17 protein-coding genes and 3 pseudogenes are annotated in these 26,000 nt (G+C 66.7%); 10 read left to right on the forward strand and 10 right to left on the reverse strand.

The features are described 5' to 3' along the window. Nucleotides 1-152: 152 nt before the first annotated feature. Nucleotides 153-833 (forward strand): phosphotransferase, encoded by a 681-nt coding sequence (locus tag ACWD6R_RS15930; protein WP_451819215.1) that lies wholly within the window; start codon nucleotides 153-155, stop codon nucleotides 831-833. A 180-nt stretch (nucleotides 834-1,013) separates the two neighbouring features. On the opposite strand, the gene ACWD6R_RS15935 is transcribed toward ACWD6R_RS15930, so the two are convergent. The 8 genes from ACWD6R_RS15935 to ACWD6R_RS15970 form a co-directional block, all read right to left on the reverse strand. Beyond that, nucleotides 1,014-1,412 (reverse strand): GntR family transcriptional regulator, encoded by a 399-nt coding sequence (locus ACWD6R_RS15935; protein WP_451819216.1) that lies wholly within the window; start codon nucleotides 1,410-1,412, stop codon nucleotides 1,014-1,016. 155 nt (nucleotides 1,413-1,567) lie between these two features. Then, nucleotides 1,568-2,452 (reverse strand): ABC transporter ATP-binding protein, encoded by an 885-nt coding sequence (locus tag ACWD6R_RS15940; RefSeq protein ID WP_451819276.1) that lies wholly within the window; start codon nucleotides 2,450-2,452, stop codon nucleotides 1,568-1,570. Between the two features lie 1,091 nt (nucleotides 2,453-3,543). Further along, nucleotides 3,544-5,346 (reverse strand): glycoside hydrolase family 35 protein, encoded by a 1,803-nt coding sequence (locus ACWD6R_RS15945; RefSeq protein ID WP_451819217.1) that lies wholly within the window; start codon nucleotides 5,344-5,346, stop codon nucleotides 3,544-3,546. Between the two features lie 70 nt (nucleotides 5,347-5,416). After that, the gene (locus tag ACWD6R_RS15950; protein WP_451819218.1) at nucleotides 5,417-6,262 is read right to left on the reverse strand and encodes a carbohydrate ABC transporter permease; all 846 of its coding nucleotides are present in this window, start codon (nucleotides 6,260-6,262) and stop codon (nucleotides 5,417-5,419) included. Then, nucleotides 6,259-7,209, reverse strand: coding sequence for a carbohydrate ABC transporter permease (locus tag ACWD6R_RS15955; protein WP_451819219.1), 951 nt, complete (start codon nucleotides 7,207-7,209; stop codon nucleotides 6,259-6,261). Before ACWD6R_RS15955 ends, ACWD6R_RS15950 begins: the two co-directional genes overlap by 4 nt. A 106-nt stretch (nucleotides 7,210-7,315) precedes the next feature. Beyond that, a complete protein-coding gene (locus ACWD6R_RS15960; protein ID WP_451819220.1) occupies nucleotides 7,316-8,614 on the reverse strand; it encodes an ABC transporter substrate-binding protein in 1,299 nt (432 codons plus the stop codon). Between the two features lie 418 nt (nucleotides 8,615-9,032). After that, nucleotides 9,033-10,199 carry an ROK family protein gene (locus ACWD6R_RS15965; RefSeq protein ID WP_451819277.1) on the reverse strand — a complete coding sequence of 389 codons (1,167 nt, stop codon included), beginning with the start codon at nucleotides 10,197-10,199 and terminating at the stop codon, nucleotides 9,033-9,035. Nucleotides 10,200-10,432: 233 nt separating this feature from the next. Continuing rightward, nucleotides 10,433-10,621: a hypothetical protein gene (locus ACWD6R_RS15970; protein WP_451819221.1), complete on the reverse strand. Its 189-nt coding sequence runs from the start codon at nucleotides 10,619-10,621 to the stop codon at nucleotides 10,433-10,435. A 341-nt stretch (nucleotides 10,622-10,962) separates the two neighbouring features. Here ACWD6R_RS15970 and ACWD6R_RS15975 point away from each other — a divergent pair. From ACWD6R_RS15975 to ACWD6R_RS15985, 3 genes and pseudogenes are all read left to right on the forward strand, one after another. Beyond that, nucleotides 10,963-11,433: pseudogene (locus ACWD6R_RS15975) on the forward strand (NUDIX hydrolase); the annotation flags it as partial. Continuing rightward, a complete protein-coding gene (locus ACWD6R_RS15980) occupies nucleotides 11,428-12,018 on the forward strand; it encodes a dihydrofolate reductase family protein (RefSeq protein WP_451819278.1) in 591 nt (196 codons plus the stop codon). The pseudogene ACWD6R_RS15975 and the gene ACWD6R_RS15980, both read left to right, overlap by 6 nt. Before the next feature lie 54 nt (nucleotides 12,019-12,072). Continuing rightward, a pseudogene (locus ACWD6R_RS15985) lies at nucleotides 12,073-12,945 on the forward strand (tyrosine-type recombinase/integrase); the annotation flags it as partial. Nucleotides 12,946-13,341: 396 nt separating this feature from the next. Here the strand turns inward: ACWD6R_RS15985 and ACWD6R_RS15990 are convergent. Next, on the reverse strand, nucleotides 13,342-13,632 hold the full coding sequence (locus ACWD6R_RS15990; RefSeq protein ID WP_451819222.1) for a hypothetical protein: 291 nt from the start codon (nucleotides 13,630-13,632) through the stop codon (nucleotides 13,342-13,344). 95 nt (nucleotides 13,633-13,727) lie between these two features. After that, the gene (locus tag ACWD6R_RS15995) at nucleotides 13,728-13,973 is read right to left on the reverse strand and encodes a hypothetical protein (protein ID WP_451819223.1); all 246 of its coding nucleotides are present in this window, start codon (nucleotides 13,971-13,973) and stop codon (nucleotides 13,728-13,730) included. A gap of 82 nt (nucleotides 13,974-14,055) precedes the next feature. On the opposite strand from ACWD6R_RS15995, the gene ACWD6R_RS16000 reads away from it, so the two are divergent. From ACWD6R_RS16000 to ACWD6R_RS16025, 6 genes and pseudogenes are all read left to right on the forward strand, one after another. After that, on the forward strand, nucleotides 14,056-14,508 hold the full coding sequence (locus ACWD6R_RS16000) for a hypothetical protein (protein ID WP_451819224.1): 453 nt from the start codon (nucleotides 14,056-14,058) through the stop codon (nucleotides 14,506-14,508). Nucleotides 14,509-14,835: 327 nt separating this feature from the next. After that, nucleotides 14,836-16,195: pseudogene (locus ACWD6R_RS16005) on the forward strand (IS1380 family transposase). 646 nt (nucleotides 16,196-16,841) lie between these two features. After that, nucleotides 16,842-19,982 (forward strand): helicase-related protein, encoded by a 3,141-nt coding sequence (locus ACWD6R_RS16010; RefSeq protein WP_451819225.1) that lies wholly within the window; start codon nucleotides 16,842-16,844, stop codon nucleotides 19,980-19,982. Continuing rightward, nucleotides 19,979-20,749, forward strand: a complete 771-nt coding sequence (locus ACWD6R_RS16015; RefSeq protein WP_451819226.1) for a DUF4391 domain-containing protein — start codon at nucleotides 19,979-19,981, stop codon at nucleotides 20,747-20,749. Before ACWD6R_RS16010 ends, ACWD6R_RS16015 begins: the two co-directional genes overlap by 4 nt. 49 nt (nucleotides 20,750-20,798) lie before the next feature. After that, nucleotides 20,799-22,796 (forward strand): site-specific DNA-methyltransferase, encoded by a 1,998-nt coding sequence (locus ACWD6R_RS16020; RefSeq protein ID WP_451819227.1) that lies wholly within the window; start codon nucleotides 20,799-20,801, stop codon nucleotides 22,794-22,796. Continuing rightward, on the forward strand, nucleotides 22,796-25,897 hold the full coding sequence (locus ACWD6R_RS16025; protein ID WP_451819228.1) for a restriction endonuclease: 3,102 nt from the start codon (nucleotides 22,796-22,798) through the stop codon (nucleotides 25,895-25,897). The genes ACWD6R_RS16020 and ACWD6R_RS16025 overlap by 1 nt, the downstream gene beginning before the upstream one ends. Nucleotides 25,898-26,000 lie beyond the last annotated feature (103 nt).

A 26,000-nucleotide genomic window follows, 5' to 3' on the forward strand; every position in this document is an offset into this window, starting at 1 on the left:
CTTCGAGCTTGGTCGCAAGACGATCTACCAGGGGTCCCGTTCCTCATTCACACCGGGGTTGCATCGCAGGTCACAGCCCTAACGCACCGGTGTTGACGTCCACATGCGCTGGTGATCTCCCCGGCATCCGCCCACAGCAGTAGGTTCCCCTCATGCGAATAGGCCACCTGCTGGGCACGGGACGATCTGCCGATGTGTACGCGATGGACGAGGCGTGGGTCCTGCGCCGCTACCGCGACAGCAGTGACGCCAGACCGGAGTTGGCCGTGATGTCCTACCTCTCGGCCTTCGGCTACCCGGTCCCCCGCCTCGGCCCGATCCCGGCCGCCGCCACCCCCTCCGACCTCGTGCTGCAACGCCTGACCGGCCCGACCATGCGGGAGTCCCTGCTCTCCGGCGCACTCACCGGGGACGAGGGAGCCGCGATCCTCGCCGGTCTCCTCACCGACCTGCACACGATCCCGGCCAGGCTCTCCCCGGATCCCGAGGACCGGATCCTCCACCTGGACCTGCACCCGGACAAGGTGATGCTGACGCCCGACGGCCCGGTGGTGATCGACTGGCGGACCGCCGCGGAGGGGCCGCCCGCCCTGGACCGGGCCATGTCGTCGCTGATCCTGGCCCAGGTGGCGGTCGACCGCACCTCCCCGCAGGCAACGGGCGCGCGCTCCCTGCTCACCGCTCTGCTCCCCCGCCTCGCCGACCGGGGCGGCATCCCGGGCGCCCAGCTGGCCCAGGCGGTCTGTCGCCGCGCGGCGGACCCGAACCTGACGCAGGACGAACGGGAGTCCATCGACGAAGCGGCGGACCTGATCAGCGCATGGGCAGGATGAGGCCTTCGCCTCCGGATAGGCCACCGTCGCCTCGAACCCGATCGGCCGGTACAGCTGCACGCACGAACGCAGCGACACCACCCGGTGCCCATGGGGCAGGGTGGTGTCGCGTACCTTGCGCGCGAAGTTGCCGAAGCTCATCACCGAACGCTATTCGGTCAGCAGCAGGCCCTTCTCGTCCTACAGCGGTCGCGCGAATGTCTCCTCGAAGACCGCGATGATCAGACTGCGGACGTCCTCACCGCTCATCCCCTCCTCGTGCGCCCGGCACATCCAGTCCGTGAGCCCGGCACGCAGCGGGGAATCGGGGCTGGTCCGGGGCTCGGCCAGGGGGTGCGTGATGAACGTCCCCGCACCCTGGCGGACCTCGACGAGACCGGCCCGTTCCAGTTCCCGGTACGCCTTCAGCGTGGTGTTCGGGTTCACTTTGGTGGCCGCGGCCACCTGTGCCGCGGTGGGCAAGCGGTCACCCACGGCCAACACGCCCATGCGCAAGGCCCGTTCGACCTGCCGGACGATCTGCAGGTAGGTGGGGACGCCGCAGCGGCGGTCAATGCGGAACACCATCACTTCGCCCACTTCGCTCCCCCCCTTTCCTGCCGTCCCTGTCCTCCCGCACCGCGGCGGACGGCGTCCTCCGCGTGCGGCGCCCTTCCAGCCTATGCCGCCGCCCAGTACGGACGACGGTCCGCGAACCGGTGCCTGGAGAAGGCCCGATATGCCCTCTGCCTTGCTCATGCCGCACGCTCCGCTCGCCGGCCGGACTGGGCGCTGGGGGTGAGCAACGGCGGCGTTTCGGGCGAACGGAGATAGGCGAGCAAGATCTCTTCCAGACTGGGTTCCATCGACCGCCAGTCGCCGCACACGGGACCCTCGGTCCGTATCAGGGCGTTGAACTGACGGCCTGTCGTGCGGGTCTCGACCACGGTGTGGAGTGCCAGCCCGGCGGGCAGCTCCCCGGATTCCCCCACCGCTCCGGTGACCAGCTTGTGGCGCGCCATCAGCTCGTCTGTCTCACCGGCCATCCGGATCCGCCCGCCGGAGACGACCAGCAGGTAGTCGCACATGTCCTCCACTTCGGTGAGCATGTGGGACGACATCAGTACGCTCGTGCCGCGCTCGGCGGCCTCGGCCATCAGCAACGCGCTCATCTCGTCCCGGGCGAGCGGATCGAGATCGGCCATCGGCTCGTCCAGCAGCAGGTCGGGCCGCTTGCCGAAGGCGAGCGCGAACGCCACCCGGGTGCGCTGCCCCCCGGACAGGGTGCCGATCCGGGCATGCGGCGGAACATCGCCGGCCCGCACGATCCGCTCGGCCGCTGCCTGGTCCCAGCGCGGGTTGAGCTCCTGCCCCATCCTGAGCGTCTCGGCGACGGTGAAGCGCTTGAACAACGCCTTCTCCTGGCCGAGGAAGGCGTATCGCGGCATGACGCCGGGAGAGTCCACCGGCACCCCGAACATGCGCAGTTCGCCCGTCGTGCCCTCCACCAGCCGGGTCGCGATGCCCAACAGGGTGCTCTTTCCCGCCCCGTTGGGCCCCACGAGTCCACAGATCCGCCCGGCGGGCAGCCTGAACGAACAGTCCTGAAGCGCCCATCCGCGCCGGTACTTCTTCCCCAGCCCTTGCGCCTCAAGGGCTCACGGGCTCCCGGCGGTGTCCGGAGTGGTCATGTCGGGCACACCCTCCCTCAGAATCAACTAGTCAACTAGTGAAATCATGGTGTTAGCCGCTCATGACTGCCAAACGGCGCCGGGCCGGCCCCCGCGGCCGGCTCCGCATGCGCCCGCGCCCACGGACGTCTCAGCCCCGGCCCCCGAGACGGGTACCGATCTCGAGGAACGTGCCTGGCCCAGCGGTGCCCGGGGCACCGAAAGCGACATGGCCTGGCAGCCGAAATGCACGACGACGAGGTCGAGCCCCGGCGGGCCGAAGAGGCGCTGCCCGTGGATGCCGCCGGCCATGAAGGAGCCGTACGGATCATTCGGGATCCACCACAGGTCGTGGTACGAGAGGGGGCGGGCGCCGCGCACAGATGACACCCCCCCCTCGTCCGGACAAGGAAGAACCCCAGGTCGCGGTGAGTGAGTCCTGGGGTTTCCCTGAGCCGCCTCCGGGATTCGAACCCTGCGGGGGTGTCGGCGGCGTGCCACGTGGACGACGGGGTGGTTCCGCCGGTCGCCGATCCCCGAGCCGGGTCCTTCGGGTGCCCGCCAGGAGCTCCGCTCACGGCACACCGCCATGGGGCCGCGGGCACGCACGGGGGCACGGGCACGCATGGGCCACGGGCACGCTGCCGGAAATCAGCCGACCAGCCAGTTGCAGGACGTCGCGCAGCGTTTCGTCGGCTCGTACAGACCGGGACCGCGCATACGGTGGCTCCCGGTGCCCCATATCGGCCCATAAGCGTCAGTCGTCGCCGACGACTCCGATGTCGATACGTTGCTCTGCCGGGAGCCTAGCCAGTTGCCGAGATGGGTGTCACTCGGGTCGATGGGACGTCTCCATCGGCGGTGTGGCTCTCACCGGTCGCCTGGTGTATTAGTTAGCTTCCTCCTTATTTGTCCGTAGTCAAGAGAAAAAGCGGAAAAGATTCACCACGGATGGAGCGGCCCGGACGCTGCGTGGCGGGTGGTGGCCCGGAGGGCTCGCCGAAGCGATGAAGGAACGCCGACCGCTCCTCCTGCCTACTGGACGTCAGTGTTGCTCTCGGTCAGTACTGGGGTGCTGCCGCAATCGGCCCGAGGTCGGGCTGTGCCCGCAGTTCCACGGTGAGTGGCGCGGCGGCCCCGGCGAGGTCCAGCACCAGGACCTCGTTGGCGCCCGCACGCCACAGGGGCGCCGGGGCGTAGAGGGTGCGCTGGGGGCCCTTCTCGGTCCGCAGGCGGCCGAGGAGGAAGCCGTTGAGCCAGACCAGGGTGCGGTGACTGCCCGGGACGGCGAGGAATGCGTCGGCCGCCTCGGGCAGGTCGACGACGGCGCGGTGGAAGGCGGGGCCGTCGGCGGTCCCGGCGGCAGGGGTTGCGGGCAGGGCCGTCAGGTCGTCGAGGGGAAGCGCTCGGATGTCCCAGCCGAACAGGTGCTGGTAGTCCAGGCGCACGCCGGCGACCAGGCCCTTGCGGTCGGCCAGGTGGGGGCCGTAGTTGACCCGGCCGAAGGGCTCGACGAGGATCTCCAGCTCCGCGCCGCCGTCGGGGATGGTCAGCTCGACGGTCGGGGACAGGTCGTCGCGTTCGAGTACGCCGACCAGGCGCCCGTCGAGGAAAACCTGCGCCAGGTCCCGGATGCCGTCGACGGTCAGCGTGGCCGGACCGCCGGGCCCGGTGATGCGGTGCCGGTAGTGGACGAGCCCGCGATGGTGGCCGAGCTTCTCCATCGGTTCGGGGGCCGGGCGGTGCGTCGCGACGGAGAGAAGGTCCAGGCTGTCGCGTAGGGCCGCGACGGGGGTGGCGGGGACGGTCTGCGGGTCGACCCGCGGCGGCTGGGCGGGCAGTTCGGTGTCCGGCAGCGGCACGTAGCGGCCGATGACCTCGCGGAAGGCGTGGAACTTCTCGGTCAGTTCGCCGGCCTCGCCGATCGGCGCATCGTAGTCGTAGCTGGTGATCGTGGGCATGTAGCCGGGGTCGGTGAGGGTCTTGCCGGTGTGGTTGGCGCCGGCCCACCAACCGAAGTTGGTTCCGCCGTGGCCCATGTAGATGTTGACCGATCCCCCCGCGGCGAGGATCCCGTCGAGCGCCTCGGCGGCATCCGAACTGTCCCGCACGTGGTGGGGGTCGCCGAAGTGGTCGAACCAGCCGTTCCAGAACTCCATGCACACCAGCGGGGCGTCGGGCTGGAACTTGGCGAGGGCGGCGAAGGCCTCGGCGGGACGCGAGCCGAAGTTGGCGGTGGCCAGCACGCCCGGGAGGGTGCCGCCGGCGAGCATGCGCGCCTCCGGGCCGTCGGAAGTGAACAACAGGCAGTCGATGCCCCGCGCGACGAGGCCGTCCTTCAGGTGCTCCAGGTAAGCCGCGTCGTTGCCGTAGCTGCCGTACTCGTTCTCAACCTGGACGGCGACGATCGGGCCGCCGCGCGAGACCTGGAGTTCGGCGAGCACCGGGATCAGCTGGTCGAACCACTGGCCGACCGCGGCCAGGTAGGCGGGGTCGGCGGTGCGCAGGCGCAGGGACTCATCGGCGAGCAGCCAGGCCGGGAGCCCGCCCAGGTCCCATTCGGCGCAGATGTAGGGGCCGGGGCGGGCGATGACGTCGAGGCCGAGCGAGTCGGCCTCGCGGATGAAGGCCGCGACGTCGTGCCAGCCGTCGAAGCGGGCCGGGCCGGGGGCGGGCTGGTGGAAGTTCCAGGCGATGTAGAGCTCGACGGTGTTGCAGCCCATGGCACGCAGGCGCTGCAGCCGGTCGCGCCACAGTTCGGGGTGGATGCGGAAGTAGTGCACAGCGGCGGAGACCACGCGGTGCTCGCGGCCGCCGCGCAGGAAGCGGTGGCCGTCAACGGTCAGGTCGGGTCGCGTGCTCATACGTCGCTGCTTTCGGTCATCGTTGTTTGTATGCGGCGCCAGGCACCGCCTGGGTCGGTGGGGTTTGCGGTTACTTGACGGCGCCTGCGGTGAGACCACTGCGCCAGAAGCGCTGCAGTACGACGAAGGCGACGAGCAACGGGACCAGCGAGACGAACGCCCCGGTGATCGGGAGCATCGGCGGGACGCCGTTGGCGAACTCCGAGCGCCACTGCACCAGGCCGACGGTGACCGGCAGCTTCGAGGCGTCGTTGATCATGAGCGCGGGCAGCAGGTAGTTGTTCCAGACGCTGACGAACTGGAACAGGAAGATCGTCACCAGGGCCGGGGTCATGACCGGCAGCGCGATGCGGAAAAAGGTCCGCTGCTCACCGGCGCCGTCGATGCGCGCCGCCTCCAGCAACTCGTCGGGGACGGACGCCGACGCGTAGATGCGCGAGAGGTAGACGCCGAAGGGGCTGACGAAGCTGGGGAGCAGGACGGCCCAGTAGGTGTCGGTGAGCCGCAGCTCGGCCAGCATCAGGAACAGTGGCAGGGCGAACATCGGCGCCGGGATCAGCACCGAGGCCAGGATCACGTTGAAGATCGCCTCGCGGCCGCGGAACCGGTACTTGGCCAGGGCGAACCCGGCCATGACCGACAGCAGCGTGCTGACCGCCGCGCCGACCAGGCTGTACAGCGCGCTGTTGGCCAGCCAGGAGGAGAAGACCCCGCCCTGGAAGGAGAAGACGCGGTCGAGGTTGCCGCCCAGGTCGAAGTGGGAGAACCAGAGCGGGCTGCCTTGGTGGAGGTATCCCTCGCCCTTGGTCGCCGAGACGAACAGCCACCACAGCGGGATGAGGGTGTACAGGGCCATCAGGCCGAGCAGCGCGTTGACGACCAGGCGGCCGGTGAGTGGGCTGCGGTTGGTGGTCATGCGTCGGCCGTCCTTCGCTGAGTGAACTTCAGGAGCCCGAAGGAGAGGACCAGCGTCACGAGGGCCAGGAGAACCGATTCGGCGGCGGCCAGGTTCGGGTCCGCCTGGGATGCGGTGAGCGCGGTGTTCATGATCGGACTGAACTTGTTGGAGGCGCCGGGTATCCGCGCGGCGGCGAGCACGGCCGGCTCGGTGTAGAGCTGTGCGGTGCCGATGATGGAGAACACTGTTGTGAGGACCAGGGCGGGCCGCACCATCGGGATCTTGACGTACCAGGCCAGGCGCCAGCCGGTGCAGTTGTCGAGGGTCGCGGCCTCGATCACGTCGCCGGGCACGGCCTGCAGCGCCGAGTAGATGATCAGCATGTTGTAACCGGTCCAACCCCAGGTGATCATGTTGCCGATCGACACCGGGATCCAGCCGGCCGACAGGAAGTCGGTGTGGACGCCGATCGCCGACAGCGGCCCGGTGAACGGCGAGAGGTCCTTGACCAGCAGGAACGACCACATCACCGCAGCGATCGCACCGGGCAGCGCGTAGGGCAGGAAGAAGGTCAGCCGGAAGGTCTTCCTGAATCGGGCCGAACGCGAGTCCAGCAGCAGCGCGAGGATCAGGGCCAGCCCGAGCATCACCGGCACCTGGAAGGCACCGAGCAGCGCCACCCGGCCGAGCGAGGCGATGAAGTCGCCGTCGTGGAGAGCGTCGGAGAAGTTGTCGAATCCCGCGAACCGCGTGGTCTGCGCACCGCCGAACAGGCCCTGGCGATCGACCTTGTAGAAGCTCTGATAGATCGCGTATCCGATGGGCGCGAGCATCATCGCGGTGAACAGGAGGCCGAACGGAACCAGGAACCCGGCGGCGTTCAGTGCGGTCCGGCGGCGGCGGCTCGGCCCTGCCACCACGCGCGCGGGCGCGGGTGTGGGCGGTGATGCTGTCTGGGTGCTCATGGTGTCGTTCCTCGCGCGGTTGCGGTATGGACGGGGGCGGGCCCCGCGGTGCCGCACCCCCAAGCGGCACCGCGAAACCCTCGGGCGACCTGACGTCCCCCCGACATCAGCCGCCGGTCACGGAGAGCCCCAGGCTCTTGATCTTCTCGACGGTCTTCTGCTGAACCGTGGCAGTAGCCTGGGTGTAGCTCCCCTTGCCGATCGCGTCCGAGTAGTCCGCCTCGACCTGACCGAACGTCGGCCCGACGACCCAGGTGGTGGGGATGTTCGCCGCGGACTGCTTGAAGACGTCGTAGATCTTCTGTCCGCCGAAGTAGGGGTCGCCCTGGGACAGCAGCGGGTTGTCCAGACCGGCCTTCGCCGCCGGGTACAGGCCGCCGACCTTGATGCCGGTGCTGACCGCGTCCGGGTCACTGGACAGGAACGCGGCGAACCGCGCGGCCTCCTTGGGCGTCTTGCAGCCGGTCAGGACTGAGGTGGCGGAACCGCCGGAGTTCGCGCTGGTCCGGTCGCCTGCGGTCCAGGTCGGCATCGGGGCCACGGCCCACTTGCCGGCGAGGTCCTTGAGGTCCCCCTTGATGCCCGGGACGGCCCAGGCGGCGTTGACGAAGGTCATGACCTTGCCGGCCTCCGACGCCTTGTCGAAGGTCGGGTCCCAGGCGTTGCCGTTGTTCATCACCAACTTCTTGTCCTTCAGGCCCTGCCAGTACTTGGCGACCTGCTGCGTGCCCGGGTTGTCGATGGAGACCTGCCACGAGCCGTTCTGCGTGCCGAACCAGGACTTGCCGGTCTGCCAGGTCAGGGCGGCCATGTCGTAGGCGTCCTGGGGCGCGGTGCCGAAGGCGACCTTCGGGTCGGCCGCGTGGACCGCGGCGGCGTCGGCGGCGTACTCGTCCCAGGTCGCGGGGGGCTTGGCGATGCCGAACTTCTTGAACAGGTCGGCGCGGTAGTACAGGGCCATCGGCCCGGTGTCGACGGGGACGCCGTACATCTTGCCGCCGGCCGAGGACGCCGCGACCGTCCAGTCCAGGTACTTGCCGGTGTCGCCGGAGGCATACGGGGTGATGTCCATCAGCGCTTTCTTGACCAGCATCGACGGGATGTCGTTGTAGGTGACCTGCGCCAGACACGGGGCCTTGCCCGCGGTGATCGCGTTGGTCATCTGGTCGTAGCCGCCCTTGGCACCGGACGGGATCTGCTTGAACGTCACCTTGATGTCCGGGTGGGCAGCGTTCCACTGGGCGGTGATCTTGTCGTAGCCCGGGGCCCAGCCCCAGAACTCCATCGACACCGGACCGGCCTTCGACGAATCGCCGGCGTCGCCGGAGCCGGAACATCCGGTCACCAGCAGGGCAAAGGAGAGGGCTGCCGCACCGGCGGCGGATCTGGATGTGAACGTACGCATGACTTCCTCATGAGACGGCCGTGATGACGGGATGGCGAATAAAGCAGAAGAGACAAGACCGGAGAAGGCGTCGAACAATCGCGTTCGGGAATTACGGAGAATTATTCAGCGCACCACGGCGGGCTGGTCAACACTCTTGCACGCTGTTTTTCAGCACAATGAAGACGGCACAGTTTCAGGGCACGCTTCGTCAACTCACGGTCCTGACCTGCGAATTCAGGGAACAGCGGGGTTCGTTTCGGCGCATCAACAGAAATCGGCCGAGTAATAGCCGGCGGACGACGTCAGGGGGTGAGCGTCGAATCTCGCGTCATGTGAATTCCGGCGGCGACGGCCCTCCTCGCAATGACTTATGTCTTATCGGCTTCGCACGGCGGCTCCGGAAGTTTCGGCGAAGGAGGCGGGACGGGGCAGGCGCTCAGGACAACCGGGCACGGACGCTCTCCCTGATGGCCAGACAGGCGGCACCCCGCGCCCACAACGTCTCGCTGGCCTCGTCGACCTTGATCACACAGTCGCGGGCCGCGGTGGAGACGGCGTGGCGCTCCAACGCCGCAGTCATGGCGGGCCCGAAGTGCTCATAGGCCACCACGCCTTCACCGGCGATCACGATCAGTCCCGGGTTGAGCAGGTTGCACAGGCATGCCAGTCCGCGTCCAAGCGCGTCGCCGGCCACGGCGAACGCATCGAGCGCGGCACGTCGTTCGACCTCCGACCCCGACCGCGCGAGCTCCACAACGGCGTCGTAGTCGGCCTCGGGCCGGCCACCGGCCTCGCGGAACATCCGCAGCACCGCATCGGAGGAGGCCAGCGCCTCCACGCAGCCGCGGTTGCCGCAGGCGCAGTCCGGACCATTCGGCTCGATCGGCAGATGCCCGAACTCGACGGCCAGTCCACCGACACCTGAGTGGAGAACTCCGTGGAGCATCAGCGCACCACCGACGCCGCGTCCGACCGAGATCACGGCGAACGAACCGACATCCCGGCCCTCGCCGAACCAACGCTCAGCGATGACCAGGGCGTTGACGTCGTTGTTCACCACCACCGGAAGCCCGGTGGCCGCGCTCAGCGGAGCAGCGACGGCGACATCCGTCCAGCCGAGCCGCACCGCCGAACGGCACACCCCGCTCGCCGCGTCGACGTGGCCGCCCACGCCGACCCCGACGCCCAGCACCCTCGCGTCGGCACTCGGTGCCTGCGCGATGAGCCGGGCTGTCAGCTCCGCCGCCACCGACAGCACATGAGCGGGCTCCAGGGAATCGAGCGCGTGCTCCAGGCGGCGCAGCGGACGTGCACCGAGGTCGGTGAGCACGGCCGCAACATGTGTGCGCGCGATCTGGATCCCGACGACCAGGTGCTGCTCGGTGTTGACCCGCAACAGGCGTTGGGGGCGGCCCAGACCCGACGCGCTCTGCTGTCCGGTCTCGCTCAGATAGCCGTCCTCGATCAGCGGCGAGAGCAGCCGGGTCACCGTGGAGGGTGACAGCCCGAGCCGCTGCGCGATCACCGTTCTGGAGATCGGGCCGGCGGTCAGCACCTGGGCAAAGATCTCGGCTCCCGTCTGGTCCGGGACCAGGGCCGTCATCGCGCTCACATCACGCCTCTCCATCACATGGCCGACTCAGTGTTGCCAAGAGTTTGATGGAGATATTTTTGCGCGTCAAGAAAAGAAATAGCAAGGGGGTAGGAGGACAGCAGAGTCCTCGGGTGCCGCCGCCGGCTCACCGGCGGCAAGCTCCCGGGCGGCAACCGCGTCGGCGAGGACCACGCTCCAGCGACTGCTCCACCCGGCACTGGCGTGATGGCACGCCTCCTGAGTCACCGGTTCTGGACCCACCACACGACAGCCGCGACGGCCAGACCGCCGATGCTGCTGAAGATGCCGTGGACGGCCCCGCGGGCGGCCGTTGCAAGCCCCTCTTTCACCAGGCGCTGGGTGTGCCCGCCGAAGCGCTGCACCTTGCACCTCGCCTCCTCGACGACGCGCCGAATGAGCCGCTTACACATGCTGGTGTTCCTCCTCTGGCCGATGGACGACCTTCAGAGTGCCGACGGACATCTGCGTTGCGCCTGGAGCAACGTGTTGCCAGAAGGCCGCAACACCCCCCGACCAGGCGTTCTCCCGGGTAGAAACGAGCTCATGACAACTCCCTCTCTCCCGCCAGATGACCCTCAGCTACCTGCTTCCTCCCTTGCCGGACCAGCGCTCCCAGTGCTTGCGGAGACTCTGCACAGCCTGTTCAAGGAGCTCGGCCGCTCCCAACGCGACTTCGCGGCGGCGCTGGAGCAGGATGGCGTCGGCCTCGTCGACGACGAGCAGGTTGCTGGCGGGGAGGAGGGGACAGCTTGTGGACGTGATCGAGCGCTGGACCGGCCAGTACGCCTGCCTGCTGCAGTCCGCTCTACGTCTCAGCAACGAGCGGTTCGCCGCGCGCCTGGGCATCGCCGTGAGGACTGTGGCCGCCTGGCACTCCGACGAGAACGTCGTACCTCGCAGGGAGATGCAGCAGCTCCTCGACACCGCCCACGAGCAGGCCCCCGAGGCGGCACGGCAGCGCTTCGCGCTCCTGGTGGCGAAGGACCGCGCCCCGGCGCACTCGACGCCGCCGGGCGCGCAGGCACTGCGCGTGGGCATCGCAGTAGTCGTCCGCGACAGTGATGTCCTGCTGGTGTGCCGACGGGACGACGACGCAGCCGGGATCACCTGGCAGTTCCCGGCCGGGGTCATCAAGGAGGGTGTCGGCGCGACCGATGAGTCCCGCTCCTGTGTGTGGTCAACATCGGTGAAGCAAGCACACAGATGGGAGCAGCACATGGGACAGCTGGCCGTGGTCAACTTCGTATCGCTGGACGGCGTCATGCAGTCGGTCCTCTCGGCCGACGAGGACCGGGACGGTGGGTTCGATCAAGGCGGCTGGGTGCTGCCTTATGTCGACGAGGCGGTGGAGCGGTTCATGAGCGAGGCCACGGCTAGTGCCGGAGCCCTGCTCCTGGGCCGCAGGACGTACGAGATCTTCGCCGCCACGTGGCCGCATGCCGACATGAACGACCCCGCGGTGGCCGCAATGGACGCGATGCCCAAGTACGTGGCTTCCCACACGCTCAGGGATCTGAGGTGGGCGAACTCCACCCTCCTCGGCGCTGATCTGGCGGAGGAGGTCAGCCGTATTAAGGCCGCATCCGAGACCGAGACGGTGGTGCTGGGCAGCGGAGGACTGCTCGGAACCCTGATCGAGTACGACCTCGTCGACGAGTACCGGCTGCTGGTCTTTCCTCTCATCCTGGGTAGCGGGAAGCAGCTCTTCGCCGATGGCAAGAGCCCTCGCCGCCTGACGCTTACCGCCACGCAGCCGACACCGTCCGGCGTCTTGATCAACACGTACCGCCGCCGCGCTGAAGGTTAAGGGCCCTCTTTCGGATCATCGTGCGGACCAGAGGAAGATGCTGGCAAGGTGGCGACCGAGGCGAACCCGTTCACGCGGGAAGAAGCCAGGGCATTCCTCGAAGCGGCAGCCAAGCGCCCCACCTTCATGCGGTGGATCCTCGGCGTCGGCGTGGGGTTCCGGCAGGGCGAAACTCGGGGGCTGCGATGGCCGTACGTCGATCTCGAACCCGAGCTGTTCCACCCCCAGTGGCAGCTTCAGCGACTCACCTGGCGTCACGGCTGCACGGACGCTCACGCGTGCGGCGCCCGCCCCCACCGCTTCGAGGCGTGCCCACCTGACTGCACCACGCACAAGGGCTACAAGCGCGGGTGCCCGAAGCCGTGCATCAAGACCTGCACAAACCACGCGAGCGCCTGCCCCAAGCGCAAGGGCGGCGGGCTGCTCTTCACCCGCCCCAAGACCAAGAAGAGCACGAACCCCGTGCCGATCCCGCCGCCGTTCATCCCCCACCTGTTGGAGCACAAGGCACGACAGGAGGAGATGCGGGCAGCTGCCGGGGAAGCGTGGGAGGAACACCGCGCCGTTTTCACGCGGCCGGACGGCCGGCCGCTCGACCCTCGGGCCGACTGGGAAGAGTTCAAGGATCTGCTTGCCGAGGCGGGAACCGACGACCGGCGCCTGTACGACGGAAGTCGCCACACCGCAGGCACGATCCTCAACGAACTGGGCGTCGACATGCCGACCATCATGGAGATCCTGCGGCATACACAGATCAGTCAGACCCGGCGCTACGTGAAGGGGCGGTCGCACCTCTCGAAGGACGCGATGCGCCGGATGGGAGACGCGTTCCTGCCCACGCCGGAAACCGCTCCGGAGCCTGTGTCTGAGACCACAACTGAGACCACCGACCGCCGCGCGGCCCGCGCCCGACGCCGCGTCCGATAAAAGCAAAAGCCCCAGGTCACGGCGAGTGAGTCCTGAGGCTTCTACAGAGCCGCCTTCGGGATTCGAACCCGAGACCTACGCATTACGAGCTCGCCAGAGATCGTCACTGCCCTCCCCCGCCAATCCCCGGTCTTACCGTTCTCGCAGGTCAAACGGGGGGAGCTTGTTCAGGCGTCCCCGGTCGTTCATGGGGCTTACCGATCCTTCCGTTCCCATGACGTTCCCAACGGCGGCCCGCCGGCGGGGCACGGCAGTGGCAGCGGAGCAAGCGGCAAGGCCACGGCGCCGGGCGAACTCGTCTCCGACGCATCCCCCTTGCGACGCAAAGAGGCCCTACCCCGCTGGGGGTAGGGCCTCTTTGGCCGTCTCTACGCGGCCGCTGCCGCTGAGGACAGGCTAGCGGTTCGGGCTGAGCTGCGGGACCAGTCCGTACAGGACGCTGGGGCGGATCTCCGGCTGGCCGACGTGGCTGCACTCGTGCGGGCAAGGCACCCACTTCCAGGGCTGAGCGTAGGGGGCGCGAGGTGACTCGCGGGCGCGGTCGGGGTCGTCGGCGGCGCAGCGGTGCTGGATGCGGCCGCGCAGTCCGCAGCCGGTGCACAGGCCGAAAGCGTCGCGGAAGGGGCCGCAGCGTTCTGCCTCGATGGCGACGATCTCGGGTGGGAGTATGGGGTGCGCTGAGTGCAACAGTCATGGCGGATCGCGGTCGGTTCTCGTCCTCGCGTACTACAGCCCTAACCGCGTCGTGATCGTCGGCAGCAGCAAAGTAGCGGCCACCCCGATCAAGCGATGCCGCTGTGCAGCCTGATCACCAGGACTTCCTCTGGTCCGGCGATCGCGAGATCACTGTTGACGCGAGCGAGGTCGAGTGCTACGAAATTCACAGGGATGACCGAGGTGGTTGCGGCTCCCAGATCCCAGATCCGCACCGTGCGGTCGTTGCCGGTGGTGGCGAGCAGGGTGCGGTTGTCGGGCCCTCGGCCGGTGCGAAACAGGCCGCAGGTGCTGGCGACAGAGTCCTCATCCATGCAGGGATGGATTGGCGCCAGTCCACCATTCGTAGCATCTCCGCCGCTTCGGACTGGCATGCTCGTCTCGAAGGGGGGAGCAGTGACCAAAAAGAGCAAACTTGCTCAGCAGCCCGTGCATTACGACCTGCTGTCGCGCCTTGAAGCCAGTGCCGTCCTAGCGGCGGCGCCGTTTCTTGCCGCGGTCGCTACACACTTCGGCAATCGGCTGGCTGGCAGACTGGACGACGCAACACGCTCCGCAGTGCGGCGGTTCCTACGGCGCCAGGCTCGACAGCTAGGTGGAGTTGAAAGCCGTTACATCGAGTTGAGAACGGAACAGGGCTGGCGGATCACTTTTTCACCCAGCGTGCCTGCCGAGGCACTGGGCCAGCTCCCGGATCTTTGCGCAGCAGACGCTCCGCAAAGTGACATCAGGTTCGTGATCAGTTGGAGAATCGAGGGATGGACCTGCTTTGGGGCCATTGACGGCGAGTTCGTGTCCTACCGGTGGGACGCGGAAGAGAAACGCTGGACTTCTGCGCCGCTCAGTTGAGTTTCCACCCAGGTTCGGCAGGGTGGCGGGTCTCGGCGGGGATCGATGACGCCCCAGCCTGTACCACGGCGTCGTTCCATTCAGGGTGCAACATCTGACTTGGTCGCGGAGGACACACCCGGCGAGGTCGCGTAGGTCGAGCGCGGGCGCGGCAGAGTGCACGCTCCCCGCTACGCCTTGGCTGCATTCCACGCGTGAGCACCTAGCCTCGCCGTTTCGGTTGGGGCTGGTCCGGATGCTGGCCGGATACGTGAAAGTGCCTTCCTGAGCTGGGACGATGAACCTTGTCTAGGGGTTTGATCGTCGCCGGAGGAAGGCACTTTCTGCGTGAAGGGTATCGGTTCTCGTCCCAGGCTCGTGGTGTCCACTGACGGGGCGAGGGTGATTGGACATGCTGGATCGCGGTTGCTGGCCGATCTCGCCGATGCAACGCGGGACGGGCCACGACCCGGGCCGGATCATGACGGATCTCGCGATGATGCTTGCCGACGGCGGCGAGGCCATTACGGATCTGGCCGTGCTGCGGGACCAGGCCGAGGTGTTCGGCCCGGTCGCCTCCACCCCCACGGCCTGGCGGTTGCTCGCCGACACCGACAACGCCGCACTCGCTTCACTGCGAGCGGCCCGCGCCTCAGCCCGGGAGGTCGCCTGGATGCAGGCCACCGAGACCGGCGAGGGCATACCCGCTGTCCGGGCCGCAGGGCGCGAACTGCCCGGACTGGTCCTGGACCTCGACGCCACGCTGATCACCTGCCACTCGGAGAAGGAACAAGCCGCACCTGCCTATAAGGGCGGCTTCGGCTTCCACCCGCTGCTGTGTTTCCTCGCGAACACCGGCGAGGCCATGTCCGGCCGGCTGCGGCCCGGCAACTCCGGAGCCAACACCGCCGCCGACCACATCGCGGTGTTCGACGACGCCCTCGCGCAGATCCCCGACACTCACCGGCACGGCACCGCGATCCTGGTCCGCGCCGACAGCGCCGGATCCGCGAAAGCCTTCCTCGCCCACATCCGAACCGTGCGCGAGCACGGGTTGGACCTGCGGTTCTCGGTCGGATACGCGGTCACCGAGCCCGTCCGCCAAGCGATCCGCTCGCTGCCCGAGCAACTCTGGCATCCCGCCCTGGACCAGAACGGAACACTGCGCGAGGGAGCCGAGGTCGCCGAGCTGACCGGCATGGCCGACCTTGCCGGCTACCCGGCCGGCACCCGCATCACCGTCCGTCGCGAACGACCGCACCCCGGCGCACAACTGTCCCTCTTCGACCAGGACGAGGGCCTGCGACACCAGGTATTCCTCACCGACACCCCGTACTCAGGCGGCGGCTCCGCACAGTTCCTGGAGGTCCGCCACCGCGGACACGCCACCGTCGAGGACCACATCCGCTGCGGCAAGACCACCGGCTTCGGCCGCTTCCCCTCCCGGCATTTCGCGATCAACGCCGCTTGGCTCGAGCTGTCCTTGGCCGCGATCGACCTGCTGGCCTGGACCCGCGTGCTGCTGATGGACGGCGACCTGGCCGTTGCCGAACCCAAGAAGCTCCGCTACCGGCTGCTGCACGCAGCCGCCCGCCTCACCCGCGGCGGACGCCGACTCCATCTACGGATATCAGCGACCTGGCCCTGGAGAAACGAACTGACCACGGCCTTCCACCGCCTCGCCGCACTACCCCGCCCCGTCGGCTGACCGGCGAATCCCTGACCGCCCATGACCCGAAGGACCTTGGAGAACCCGACCACCGCGCCGGGCCTTCGCGATGCCCAGGCAACAAAATTGCCTCGACCACCCCACAGTTGGCGGTCAGCGACGCCGCTTCAGCCCAACCGAAACGGCGAGGTTAGGCCAAAGGCGGGAGCGATCCCGCTGTACCCTGCGGTTGGACCCCAGAGAGGTGGGATTGGTGGACGACTTGACCGGGATCATGCGGAAGGTCGGGCACCACGGGACCCTGGACCTGGAGGCGCAGATCCACGGCAGCCGGCTTGGAGCGGGCAAGTCCGCTGACCAGCTCTTTGCTCAGCGGTGGTCCTGTTCGTGGTCCGCGCCGTCACGATGACGCGGGCAATCGCGTTAGAGCAGGTACACGGACGCGCCTGCGCCTCCGGCGTTGAGACCGCCGGGGGATTCGCGTGCCGACCGGGCCAGAGGTGTTGGAGCCCCCGGGCTCGACATTCACTCCGCCCACCTCGGGCAACTGCCACGTGATCGGTCAGTCACACGGCGTCGATAGCGCCGGCGTCGCTCACGCCCCCGCACAACAATGAACCCACGTACTCACCCTGGAGGTTCAGCTTTCATGGTCCCCAGCGACGCAGGCCGTGCAATCGACCGGTTGCGCAAGCACCTTACCGGCGCCACGCGCCTGGACTCGCTGTCAGAGTCGTTCTCCCTCTTCGTCTACGAGGCGCTCCAAGACGAGCTGACCGACGTCGACCTGCGTCTAATCCTGCACGGCCACAGCCTCGAGGAGTTGCCTCTCAACGGCCTTGAGGAGGAGAACCTCAAACGTGCACGGCTGGACCAGCACCGCATCGCCCACGCGTTCATGGCCTGGGCCGAAGAACATCTCCAGGCGAGAACGCTCAAGCGGCGCACCCGCGGCACCTGGACGAGCGTGGATGGCCCGTTCCCCTATGTAGTCGACGGCGCAGGTCTCGAGGCCGCGAGCCTCGGACTGGTTGCATCCCCGGACCTGTACTTCCCCCAGGAGTCCACGGACGCAGACAAGGTGGCACACGCCGTAGTCAACTTCGAGCGACTGTGGCACGACGATGCGACCACCCGAACCGTCCAGGAGGAGTTCCTCGACGCTGCCCGAGCTCTCGTCGAGGACAGAGCCCCCGAGTCCGTCTACCTACGTGTCCTGACCTCCCTGTTCAAGGATTTCGTCGAGGAGTCCGGTGAGGAGACTGCCGAGCGCGGCAAGACCGGGTTCTACGACTCCGTCGTATGGAACAAGCTCTATAAGTTCCAGCGCGACGGCGTGCTCGGCGCGATCGAGAAGCTTGAGCGCCACAACGGCTGCATAATCGCCGACAGCGTGGGCCTGGGGAAAACCTTCGAGGCCCTCGCAGTCATCAAGTACTACGAGCTGCGCAACGACCGCGTGCTCGTCCTGGCACCCAAGCGGCTGCGGGAGAACTGGACCGTTTACCGCAGCAACGACAGCCGCAACCCGCTGGCTGAGGATCGCTTCCACTATGACGTCCTCAACCACACCGACCTCAGTCGCACCGGCGGTCTGTCCGGGGATATCGACCTGGCCAACATCAACTGGGGCAACTACGACCTCGTCGTGATCGACGAGTCCCACAACTTCCGCAACAACCCACAGGTCAAGGGCCGGACTACCCGGTACGAGCGCCTCATGAACGAGGTCTTCAAGGTCGGTGTCAAAACCAAGGTCCTCATGCTCAGCGCCACGCCTGTGAACACTCGCCTGGCCGACCTCAAGAACCAGGTCCTTTTCGCCACCGAGGGCAACGACCAGGCCCTGGCTGGAGACGGGATCAAAAGCATCGAGGCAACCCTGGTCAAGGCGCAGAAGCAATTTAACGACTGGCAGCGTACGCCCGCGGCCACCCGGAGCACGAAGTCCCTGGTCGGCACACTCGGCATGGACTACATCCGTCTGCTGGACCTGGTCACGATCGCCCGCTCACGTAAGCACATCGAGAAGTACTACGGCACCAAGGACGTGGGAAAGTTCCCCGTTCGCCTGGCCCCGACCAACCTGACTCCGCCTATCGACTCGGCCGGCACGATGATCCCGCTGGAGCAGATCAACCGGTCGATCCTGCGCCTGAACCTGGCTGCCTACAAGCCCACCTCCTACGTCAGCACGAAGTACGAGAGCAAGTACGCCGCCATGTACGACCAGAAGGTGCGCACCGGCGGTCAGCGCGTGTGGAAGCAGACCGACCGCGAGAACAACGTGGTCCACCTGCTGCGGGTGGGGCTGCTCAAGCGCCTGGAGTCCTCGGTCAACTCTTTGGGTAAGACCCTCGGCAAGATTCTCGCCACCATCGATAGCGCGATCGCCAGTATCGACGCATACGAGGCGACCGGGAGCGAGGGAACCTCCATCGACAGCTTCGCCGACCTGGAGACCATCGACCTTGACGATCCCCAGTTCGAGGACACCGTCGGCGGCAGTGTCAAGGTGTTCCTCGCCGACATCGACCGGATTAGGTGGAGGCAGGAACTCCAGCAGGACCGGAACACCGTGGCTGCCCTGCTGGCCGAGGTGAAGGCGGTCGATGTCACCCGCGACGCCAAGCTCGTCCGGCTTAAGCAGTTTCTGCGTGACAAGGCCGAGCACCCCACCAATGACGGCAACCGCAAGGCTCTGGTGTTCACCGCGTTCAGCGACACCGCCGAGTACCTTTACGAGCACGTGGCCCGCTGGGCCAGCGACGAGCTGGGCGTGCACGTGGCTCTGATTACCGGTCAGGCCACAAGGACCACACTCCCGTTGAAGCGCACCCACATGATCGACGTGCTCTCCGCCTTCTCCCCGCGCTCTAAGGGCGGCGACCTGGGTTCACCGCAGATCGACATCGTGATCGCCACCGACACCATCTCCGAAGGCCAGAACCTTCAGGACTGCGACACGGTGGTCAACTACGACATCCACTGGAACCCCGTGCGCATCGTCCAGCGATTTGGGCGCGTGGACCGTCTGGGCACCACCAACACGAGCGTGCAACTCGTGAATTTTTGGCCGAACATGGACCTGGATGCCTACATCAACCTTGAGACGCGCGTGTCCAGCCGCATGACCCTCCTGGACGTCTCCGCGACCGGAGAGGAGAACGTCCTGAACGTTACGTCCGGTGACATGAACGACCTCGACTACCGGCGCAGGCAGCTGCAGCAGATGCAGAACGCCGTTCCGAGCATGGAAAATCTCGCCGGTGGCCTGAGCATCACCGACCTGACCCTCTCTGACTTCCGCATGGACGCCGCCGCCCGCCAACGCGAAGAGATCCGGGAGATCACCGGGTGGCCCCTGGCCCTGTTCGGCGTCACTCGCTTCGATGAGGCTCTGGCCGACGAGGAGCTCGCTCCTGGAGCGGTCTTCCTCCTGCGTGTGCGAGACGACGCGTTCACCTTCTCGAAGGCCTACCCGCTGGCCCCCTACGTGCTCGCCTACGTGACCGACGACGGCAGGCTCGCCCACACCATCGAGGAACCCAAGCTGGCCTTGGACGTCCTGCGCCACCACTGCCTGGGCAGCACTGAACCTGACGCCAGCGTCCTTGAAGAGTTCGACAAGGCGACCAGGTCCGGCAAATCCATGAAGCACTACCGCGACCTGCTGGACGTGGCAGTCCGAGCCGCTTCCGGCAAGGCTGCTGAGAACATGGTGGCCTCCCTGTTCTCCTCAGGCCCCTCCCAGCTCGGGACGGACGCCACCGCGCCCGGCCTGGAAGCCGTGGACGTGGTCGCCTGGGTGGCGGTTATCCCGTGACCGACATACTCCACGAGTACGACGGTGCCAGTCTGCTCGGCTTGCCCGAGGCGGCACGCCAGCAGCACCGCATCACCAAGAAGATGCTGTCGGCGCAGTTCGAGGATCAGGCACCCGCCGATGCACGCCTGCTCACGAAGGCCGTGGTCTCAGCACAGCTGGTCGGGATCCTGCGCCCGGAGACAATCCAGGTACCCAAGCATCAGGACACCGAGCGTGCCGTCGTCGATATCCCGGTCTTGGAGGTCGCCCTGGCAGACACGACGACAGCAGCCGACCGCACCCGCGTGATCGAGCTCATCCACCGCAGCATGGCCAAGCCTGTAGTACTGCTCGCACGTACGCCTAACGGCACCACGGTGCTATCCCTGGCAATCAGCCATGTCAGCCGCACGGACCCCACCCGGTCAACCTCCGTGATCGACGCGCACGTCATGGTGCCTGCTGGGCCGATCAAACCGGGCACCCTGCACCTGGACCGGCTCGATCGCACAGACATGTGGGCGCTGTACCGCGACCTCGTACGCACCGCCGCTGCGGACGGACAACCCGCCAGCACTGCCCTGCCGCCAGTGGACGCCATCGCACTGCGCCGACAGCTGACCGAGCTGGAGTCCAAGCTAGCCACCGTCGTGCGGGATGCCAAACAGGCGAAGAACCAGCAGCTACGCATCCAGCTCAACACAGAAGCACGGGCTCTACGTGCACGGATCTCAAGTGTCAGAGGCACCCTTTACAGTGCCGACCACAACTCCGGCATCGCCTAACAAACGACTCCTTACTCCGCCCCGCACCCCGCAGAAGAAGGCCCTCCCTGTGACCCTGGACTTCGAACCGATCAACGACCTGCCCGGCCCCGGCGAGGCCAAGTCGAACATCGACGTTCTGGCCCGCCTCTTCCCTGACGCCGTCGTCGACGGCACCGTCGACGTCGACGTCCTCCGCGACCTGCTGGGCAACGACGCCGCCCCCACCACTGCAGAGGCATTCGGCTTGCGCTGGCCCGGCATGGCCGAGGCCCGCCGCCTGTCCACCCTCCCCGCGACAGGCACACTCCTGCCCAAGCCCGAGGAATCCGTGGACTGGGACAGCACCCGCAATATCGTGATCGAGGGCGACAATCTCGAGGTCCTGCGTCTGCTGCGGCGCGGGTACACCAACAAGGTCGACGTAATCTACATCGACCCGCCCTATAACACCGGCAGTGACGACTTCATCTACGACGACAGGCGGACCACCTCCCGGTCCGAGCACGAGACGGCGGCCGGTCAGCGTGACGACGCCGGCGTGCTCCAGAGCGGCGAAGGCTCCGACCGCGCCCAGGACCGCAAGGCCGGTGCCTCCAGGCACACCGCTTGGCTGTCGATGATGTACCCGCGCCTGCTAGTGGCCCACCACCTGCTCAAGGAAACGGGCGTCGCCATCGTAGCCATCGACGACGTGGAGCACGCACGCCTCAAGCTCCTGATGGATCGGGTCTTCGGTGCGGAGAACTTCATCGCGAGCGTGACCTGGCAGGGCGGGCGCAAGAACGACGCCCATTTCCTCTCGCAGTCCACCGACTACATGCTGATCTATGTCAAGGACATCGGCGCCCTGGCCAATGTGCGATGGCGCGAGCCGAAGCCGGGCGTCGATTCGATCCTCGCCGCTGGACGCAAGGCATGGGCCGACTCCGGCGAGGTCGAAGCCGTCGCGACGAAGCTGATGAGGGGATGGTGGGCCAGCCTTGCATCGGACGACCCCCGGAGGGCTTCCGAGCACTACAGCCAGATCGACGGGAACAACGGACGTCCGGGGACGGTCTACTTCGGCGACAACCTGCGCAGCCCGAACCCGCGTCCCAACCTCTGCTACGACGTTCTCCACCCGGTGACGGGCAAGCCCGCCAACATGCACCCGAACGGTTGGGCCTACGAGCAGCCGCGCATGGCGAAGCTCCTCGCCGAAGGACGCATCAAGTTCGGATCCGACGAGACCACGCGCCCCACGTACAAGCGTTACCTCGACGAGACCAGTACGCAGTCAGTGCTGCCCGTCTTCTATACCGACCGACGTGCAGCGTCAAAGCGGCTGGATACCCTTCTGGGCAAGGGGGTTTTCACTTTCCCCAAGGACGAGAATGTCATCGCTCGGTGGATCGACCTGGTCACGCAGTCGAATTCTGAGGCACTGGTCCTCGATTTCTTTGCGGGATCGGGCACTACCGGCCACGCCGTCATGGACCTCAACGCCGCCGATGGCGGCAATCGTCGTTACATCCTGGTCCAGCTCGACGAGCACGTCGATCAGGACGGCTACGACACGATCGCAGACATCACGAGGGAGCGACTGCGCCGCGCAGGCCAGCAGATCGCCTCCAAGCAGGCCCTCGACGCCGCGGACATTGACACCGGCCTCCGGTCCTACCGCCTGGCCTCCAGCAACGTGAGGGCATGGGACGGAACGCCCGACCAGCTCGACCTGCTCGGAGCTGTAGACAACCTCGTCACCGGCCGCACCACGGACGACCTGCTGGTCGAGACGATGCTGCGCCTTGGCGTGGATCTGACCATGCCGCTGGAGACGCGCGAGGTTGCTTGCAGCACCCTGTATAACCTGGCAGGCACGCTGTTCGCCTACTTCGGCACCGACATCACGGTCGCGCGCGCGAACGAGGTCGCCAAGGCCCTGGTGGCCTGGCGTGACGAAGACCCGGGCGACGCCGACACCACGGTCGTCGTCCGTGACACGGGCTTCATCGACTCTGCCGCCAAGCTCAATTTCGCCGCCGCTCTCGAGCAGGCCGGCTTCACCACGCTACGGAGCATCTGATGAAGTTCTCCTTCGACGCGGACCTCGACTACCAGCGTCAGGCAATCGACGCGGTCACGGGTCTGTTCAGGGGCCAGGAGGTCATGGCCTCCCAGTTCACTGTGCACGCCCACCCGGCCGCTCACGCTGGCTTCGAAGGGTTCTCCGACCGGGGCTATGGCAACATGCTGCGTCTGGATCCGGAGACGATTCTGGCCAACCTGCACGAAGTGCAGAACCGCTCTGGTCTCGCTCCGGAGCCGTCGCTGGACTCGATGAACTTCACCATCGAGATGGAGACCGGCACAGGCAAGACGTACGTCTACCTCCGCACCATCTACGAGCTCAATCAGCTCTACGGATTCACCAAGTTCATGGTGGTGGTGCCGTCGGTGGCTATCAAGGAGGGTGTCGAGACGTCCCTCCGGATGCTGCGCGAGCACTTCGGATCCCTCTACGGCAACCCTCCGATGAGTTTCTACCAGTTCGACGGCAGCAACCCGTCTCGCGTGCGCTCGTTCGCCACCTCGCCAAGCATCGACATCATGATCGTCACAGTGGCGGCGATCAACAAGACGACCAACAAGATCTACCAGCCAGCAGAGGACCTCGACTTCGAGGTGCCCGCTGACCTGATCCGGGACACGAACCCGATCATCATCGTCGACGAGCCGCAGAGCGTGTACGGCGACACCGGTACCGGCAAGAAGAAGGGTGCGGGTCGCAGCGCGCTGGAGGGCTTGAACGCCCTTGCCACCCTGCGTTACTCGGCCACCCATCACAAGGCTGACAAGGCCAATCTCGTATACCGCCTGGACGCCATTGCCGCCTACGAAAGCCAGCTGGTCAAGCAGATCGAAGTCGACTCTCTGGTCACCTCGGCCAGTGGGACAACCCCGTACGTCAAGCTGCTCGGAGTGACGCGGGGCAAGGCCGGTGCAATCACGGCACGCGTCGAGGCGGACATCGAGCAGGGCAACGAGATCAAGCGCAAGGCTGTCACCGTGGACACCACGTCCCGAAACAACCTCGCGGACGTGACCGGTCGCGACCTGTACAAGGACCTCACTGTGGTCGCCATCAACGCAGCCTCGGGGCAGGAGAGCATTGCATTTGACACCGTCGCACAGCCATTGAACGTCGGCGACAGCATCGGCGACGAGGTCAGCGTTGATGAGCGAGCCCGCCAGATGATCGCCCAGATCATCCGACAGCACCTCCGCAAGGAGCAAGAGTTCGCGATTCACGGACGCGACATCAAGGTACTCAGCCTCTTCTTCGTCGACTCCGTGGCCAAATACCGCGAATACGGCCCCGACGGTGAGGCGGTTCCCGGTGAATACGCGCGGATCTTTGAGCACGAGTACGCGCGCATCGCCTCCGAGCCGGAATTCAACACCCTGCTGAGCGGCTGCGCTGCCGACCAGGTCGCGCAGGAGGCCCACCAAGGGTACTTCTCCGTAGATAGGCGCAAGGGAGGCGCCGAGGTACTGGTCGACACCAAGGAGGCCACCGATAAGGGGCGCCAGCAGGCCGGCCTGGCCTACGAGCAGATCATGCGGGACAAGGTCGGGCTGACTACCCCGGGCACGCCCATCCGCTTCATCTTCAGCCACTCTGCACTCCAGGAAGGTTGGGACAACCCCAACGTCTTCCAGATCTGCGTGCTGAGGAACATGGGCACCGATCGATGGAGGCGCCAGTCCATCGGTCGCGGTCTACGCCTGTGTGTGGACGGTGCCGGTAACCGTGTACGCGGCTTCGACATCAACCGCCTCACTGTGATCGCGAACGAGTCCTATGAGGAGTTCGCCGATCGTCTCCAGCGCGAGATGGCCGACGACCTGGGTATTCAGTTCGGTCTCATCACTGTGGACGGCTTCGCACGCCTGTCCTTCAAGACGGAGGACGGGAAAGTCGTTCCCGTGGGCTCGGCCGCCGCGCAAACGCTGTACCAGGCCCTGTTCTCCGAGGGGTACATCGATGCCAAGGGAAAGGTGCAGGACAGCCTGCGCGAGGCGTTGCAGACCGGCGACGCGAGCCTCACAAAGATTGTCAGCGACTCCGTGGACTCCGAGGCCGCTGCCAAGGCAGTGCTCGGTCTGATCAAGCGCCTGGCCAAGCCTATCGACGTCAAGAAGGCCGTCGAACGCGTCGCAGTGCCCCTCGTCCAGGAACGCTTGGAAAGCCCGGAGTTCCAGGAGCTGTGGGACCGCATCCAGCACCGGACGGAGTACCGCGTCGAGGTCGATGAGGTCGACCTTCGTGCCTCGATGGTCAAGGCGTTGCGCGACATGCTTCCAGTGCCGAAGCGTCGGGGTGAGTGGGTCACGCACCGCGTGGAGCGCATAGACCAGAGTGGCCTCACCGCGGAAGCTGCCGCCACGCGGCGCGCGGATGTCACCTACGCCGATAGCGAGGACCTGCCCGACATTCTGTCCGTTCTTGCAGACCGCACCCAGCTGACCCGTGCCACGCTCGCTCACGTCCTTACCGAGTCCGGCACGCTCGGACAGTTCCGCGCCAACCCACAGGCGTACGTCGACCGCGTAGCTCGCCAGCTCAACATCACCAAGGCTGACTTCCTGATCAAGGGGCTGCGCTACGAGCTGGTGGACTCCTCCCGCCCCGAAGCAGACCGCCGGTACGCGCTCAGCCTGCTTCGCGAAGCCGATGTCGCCGGGTACACCGGCCTTGGAGGAAACATCATCTCCGATGCGGAGGGGAACGCGATCTCGTTCGAGAAGAAGTCCGTCTACCAGTACCTGGTCGTCGACTCGAAGACGGAGAAGGAATTCGCGCTCGCGCTGCTGCAACGCCCCGAGGTCAAGACCTTCGTGAAACTCCCGTCCTCATTCACAATCCCGACGCCCTTGGGCCGGTACAACCCCGACTGGGCCCTGACCGTTGAACGTACCGATGGCAGCCGCTACATCGTCTTCGAGACCAAGGGCGTCAACGAGCTCGAGCTGCTCCGTCCCGCGGAGCAGGGCAAAATCGCCTCCGCCCGCATCCATTTCGACACGGTCAAGCATGACATCGGGATCAATGACCTCGAGTACGAGGTCGTCAACGGCATCGAGGCAGCGACTGCCGTCATGGAACGAGACGCTCAGCCGTAACCCAACCCAGTTAAGGCGTAGCGGCTCGTTCAGGTAGGCCTAGTACTCCAGCCGGACTTCTCCATTACCGCTGGTCAATGGCTTGAGTGTGGGGATTGTAGCG

This window comes from Streptomyces sp. NPDC005151 (assembly GCF_053599875.1).

Excerpts from the sequence above, each read along its gene's own strand:
- ACWD6R_RS15995 (WP_451819223.1), bottom strand. The coding sequence starts at position 13,973 with ATGGATGAGGACTCTGTCGCCAGCACCTGCGGCCTGTTTCGCACCGGC.
- ACWD6R_RS15950 (WP_451819218.1), bottom strand. The coding sequence starts at position 6,262 with ATGACCACCAACCGCAGCCCACTCACCGGCCGCCTGGTCGTCAACGCG.
- ACWD6R_RS15965 (WP_451819277.1), bottom strand. The coding sequence starts at position 10,199 with ATGACGGCCCTGGTCCCGGACCAGACGGGAGCCGAGATCTTTGCCCAG.
- ACWD6R_RS15960 (WP_451819220.1), bottom strand. The coding sequence starts at position 8,614 with ATGCGTACGTTCACATCCAGATCCGCCGCCGGTGCGGCAGCCCTCTCC.
- ACWD6R_RS15930 (WP_451819215.1), top strand. The coding sequence starts at position 153 with ATGCGAATAGGCCACCTGCTGGGCACGGGACGATCTGCCGATGTGTAC.
- ACWD6R_RS15945 (WP_451819217.1), bottom strand. The coding sequence starts at position 5,346 with ATGAGCACGCGACCCGACCTGACCGTTGACGGCCACCGCTTCCTGCGC.
- ACWD6R_RS15980 (WP_451819278.1), top strand. The coding sequence starts at position 11,428 with ATGGGACAGCTGGCCGTGGTCAACTTCGTATCGCTGGACGGCGTCATG.
- ACWD6R_RS16025 (WP_451819228.1), top strand. The coding sequence starts at position 22,796 with ATGAAGTTCTCCTTCGACGCGGACCTCGACTACCAGCGTCAGGCAATC.
- ACWD6R_RS15970 (WP_451819221.1), bottom strand. The coding sequence starts at position 10,621 with ATGTGTAAGCGGCTCATTCGGCGCGTCGTCGAGGAGGCGAGGTGCAAG.
- ACWD6R_RS15955 (WP_451819219.1), bottom strand. The coding sequence starts at position 7,209 with ATGAGCACCCAGACAGCATCACCGCCCACACCCGCGCCCGCGCGCGTG.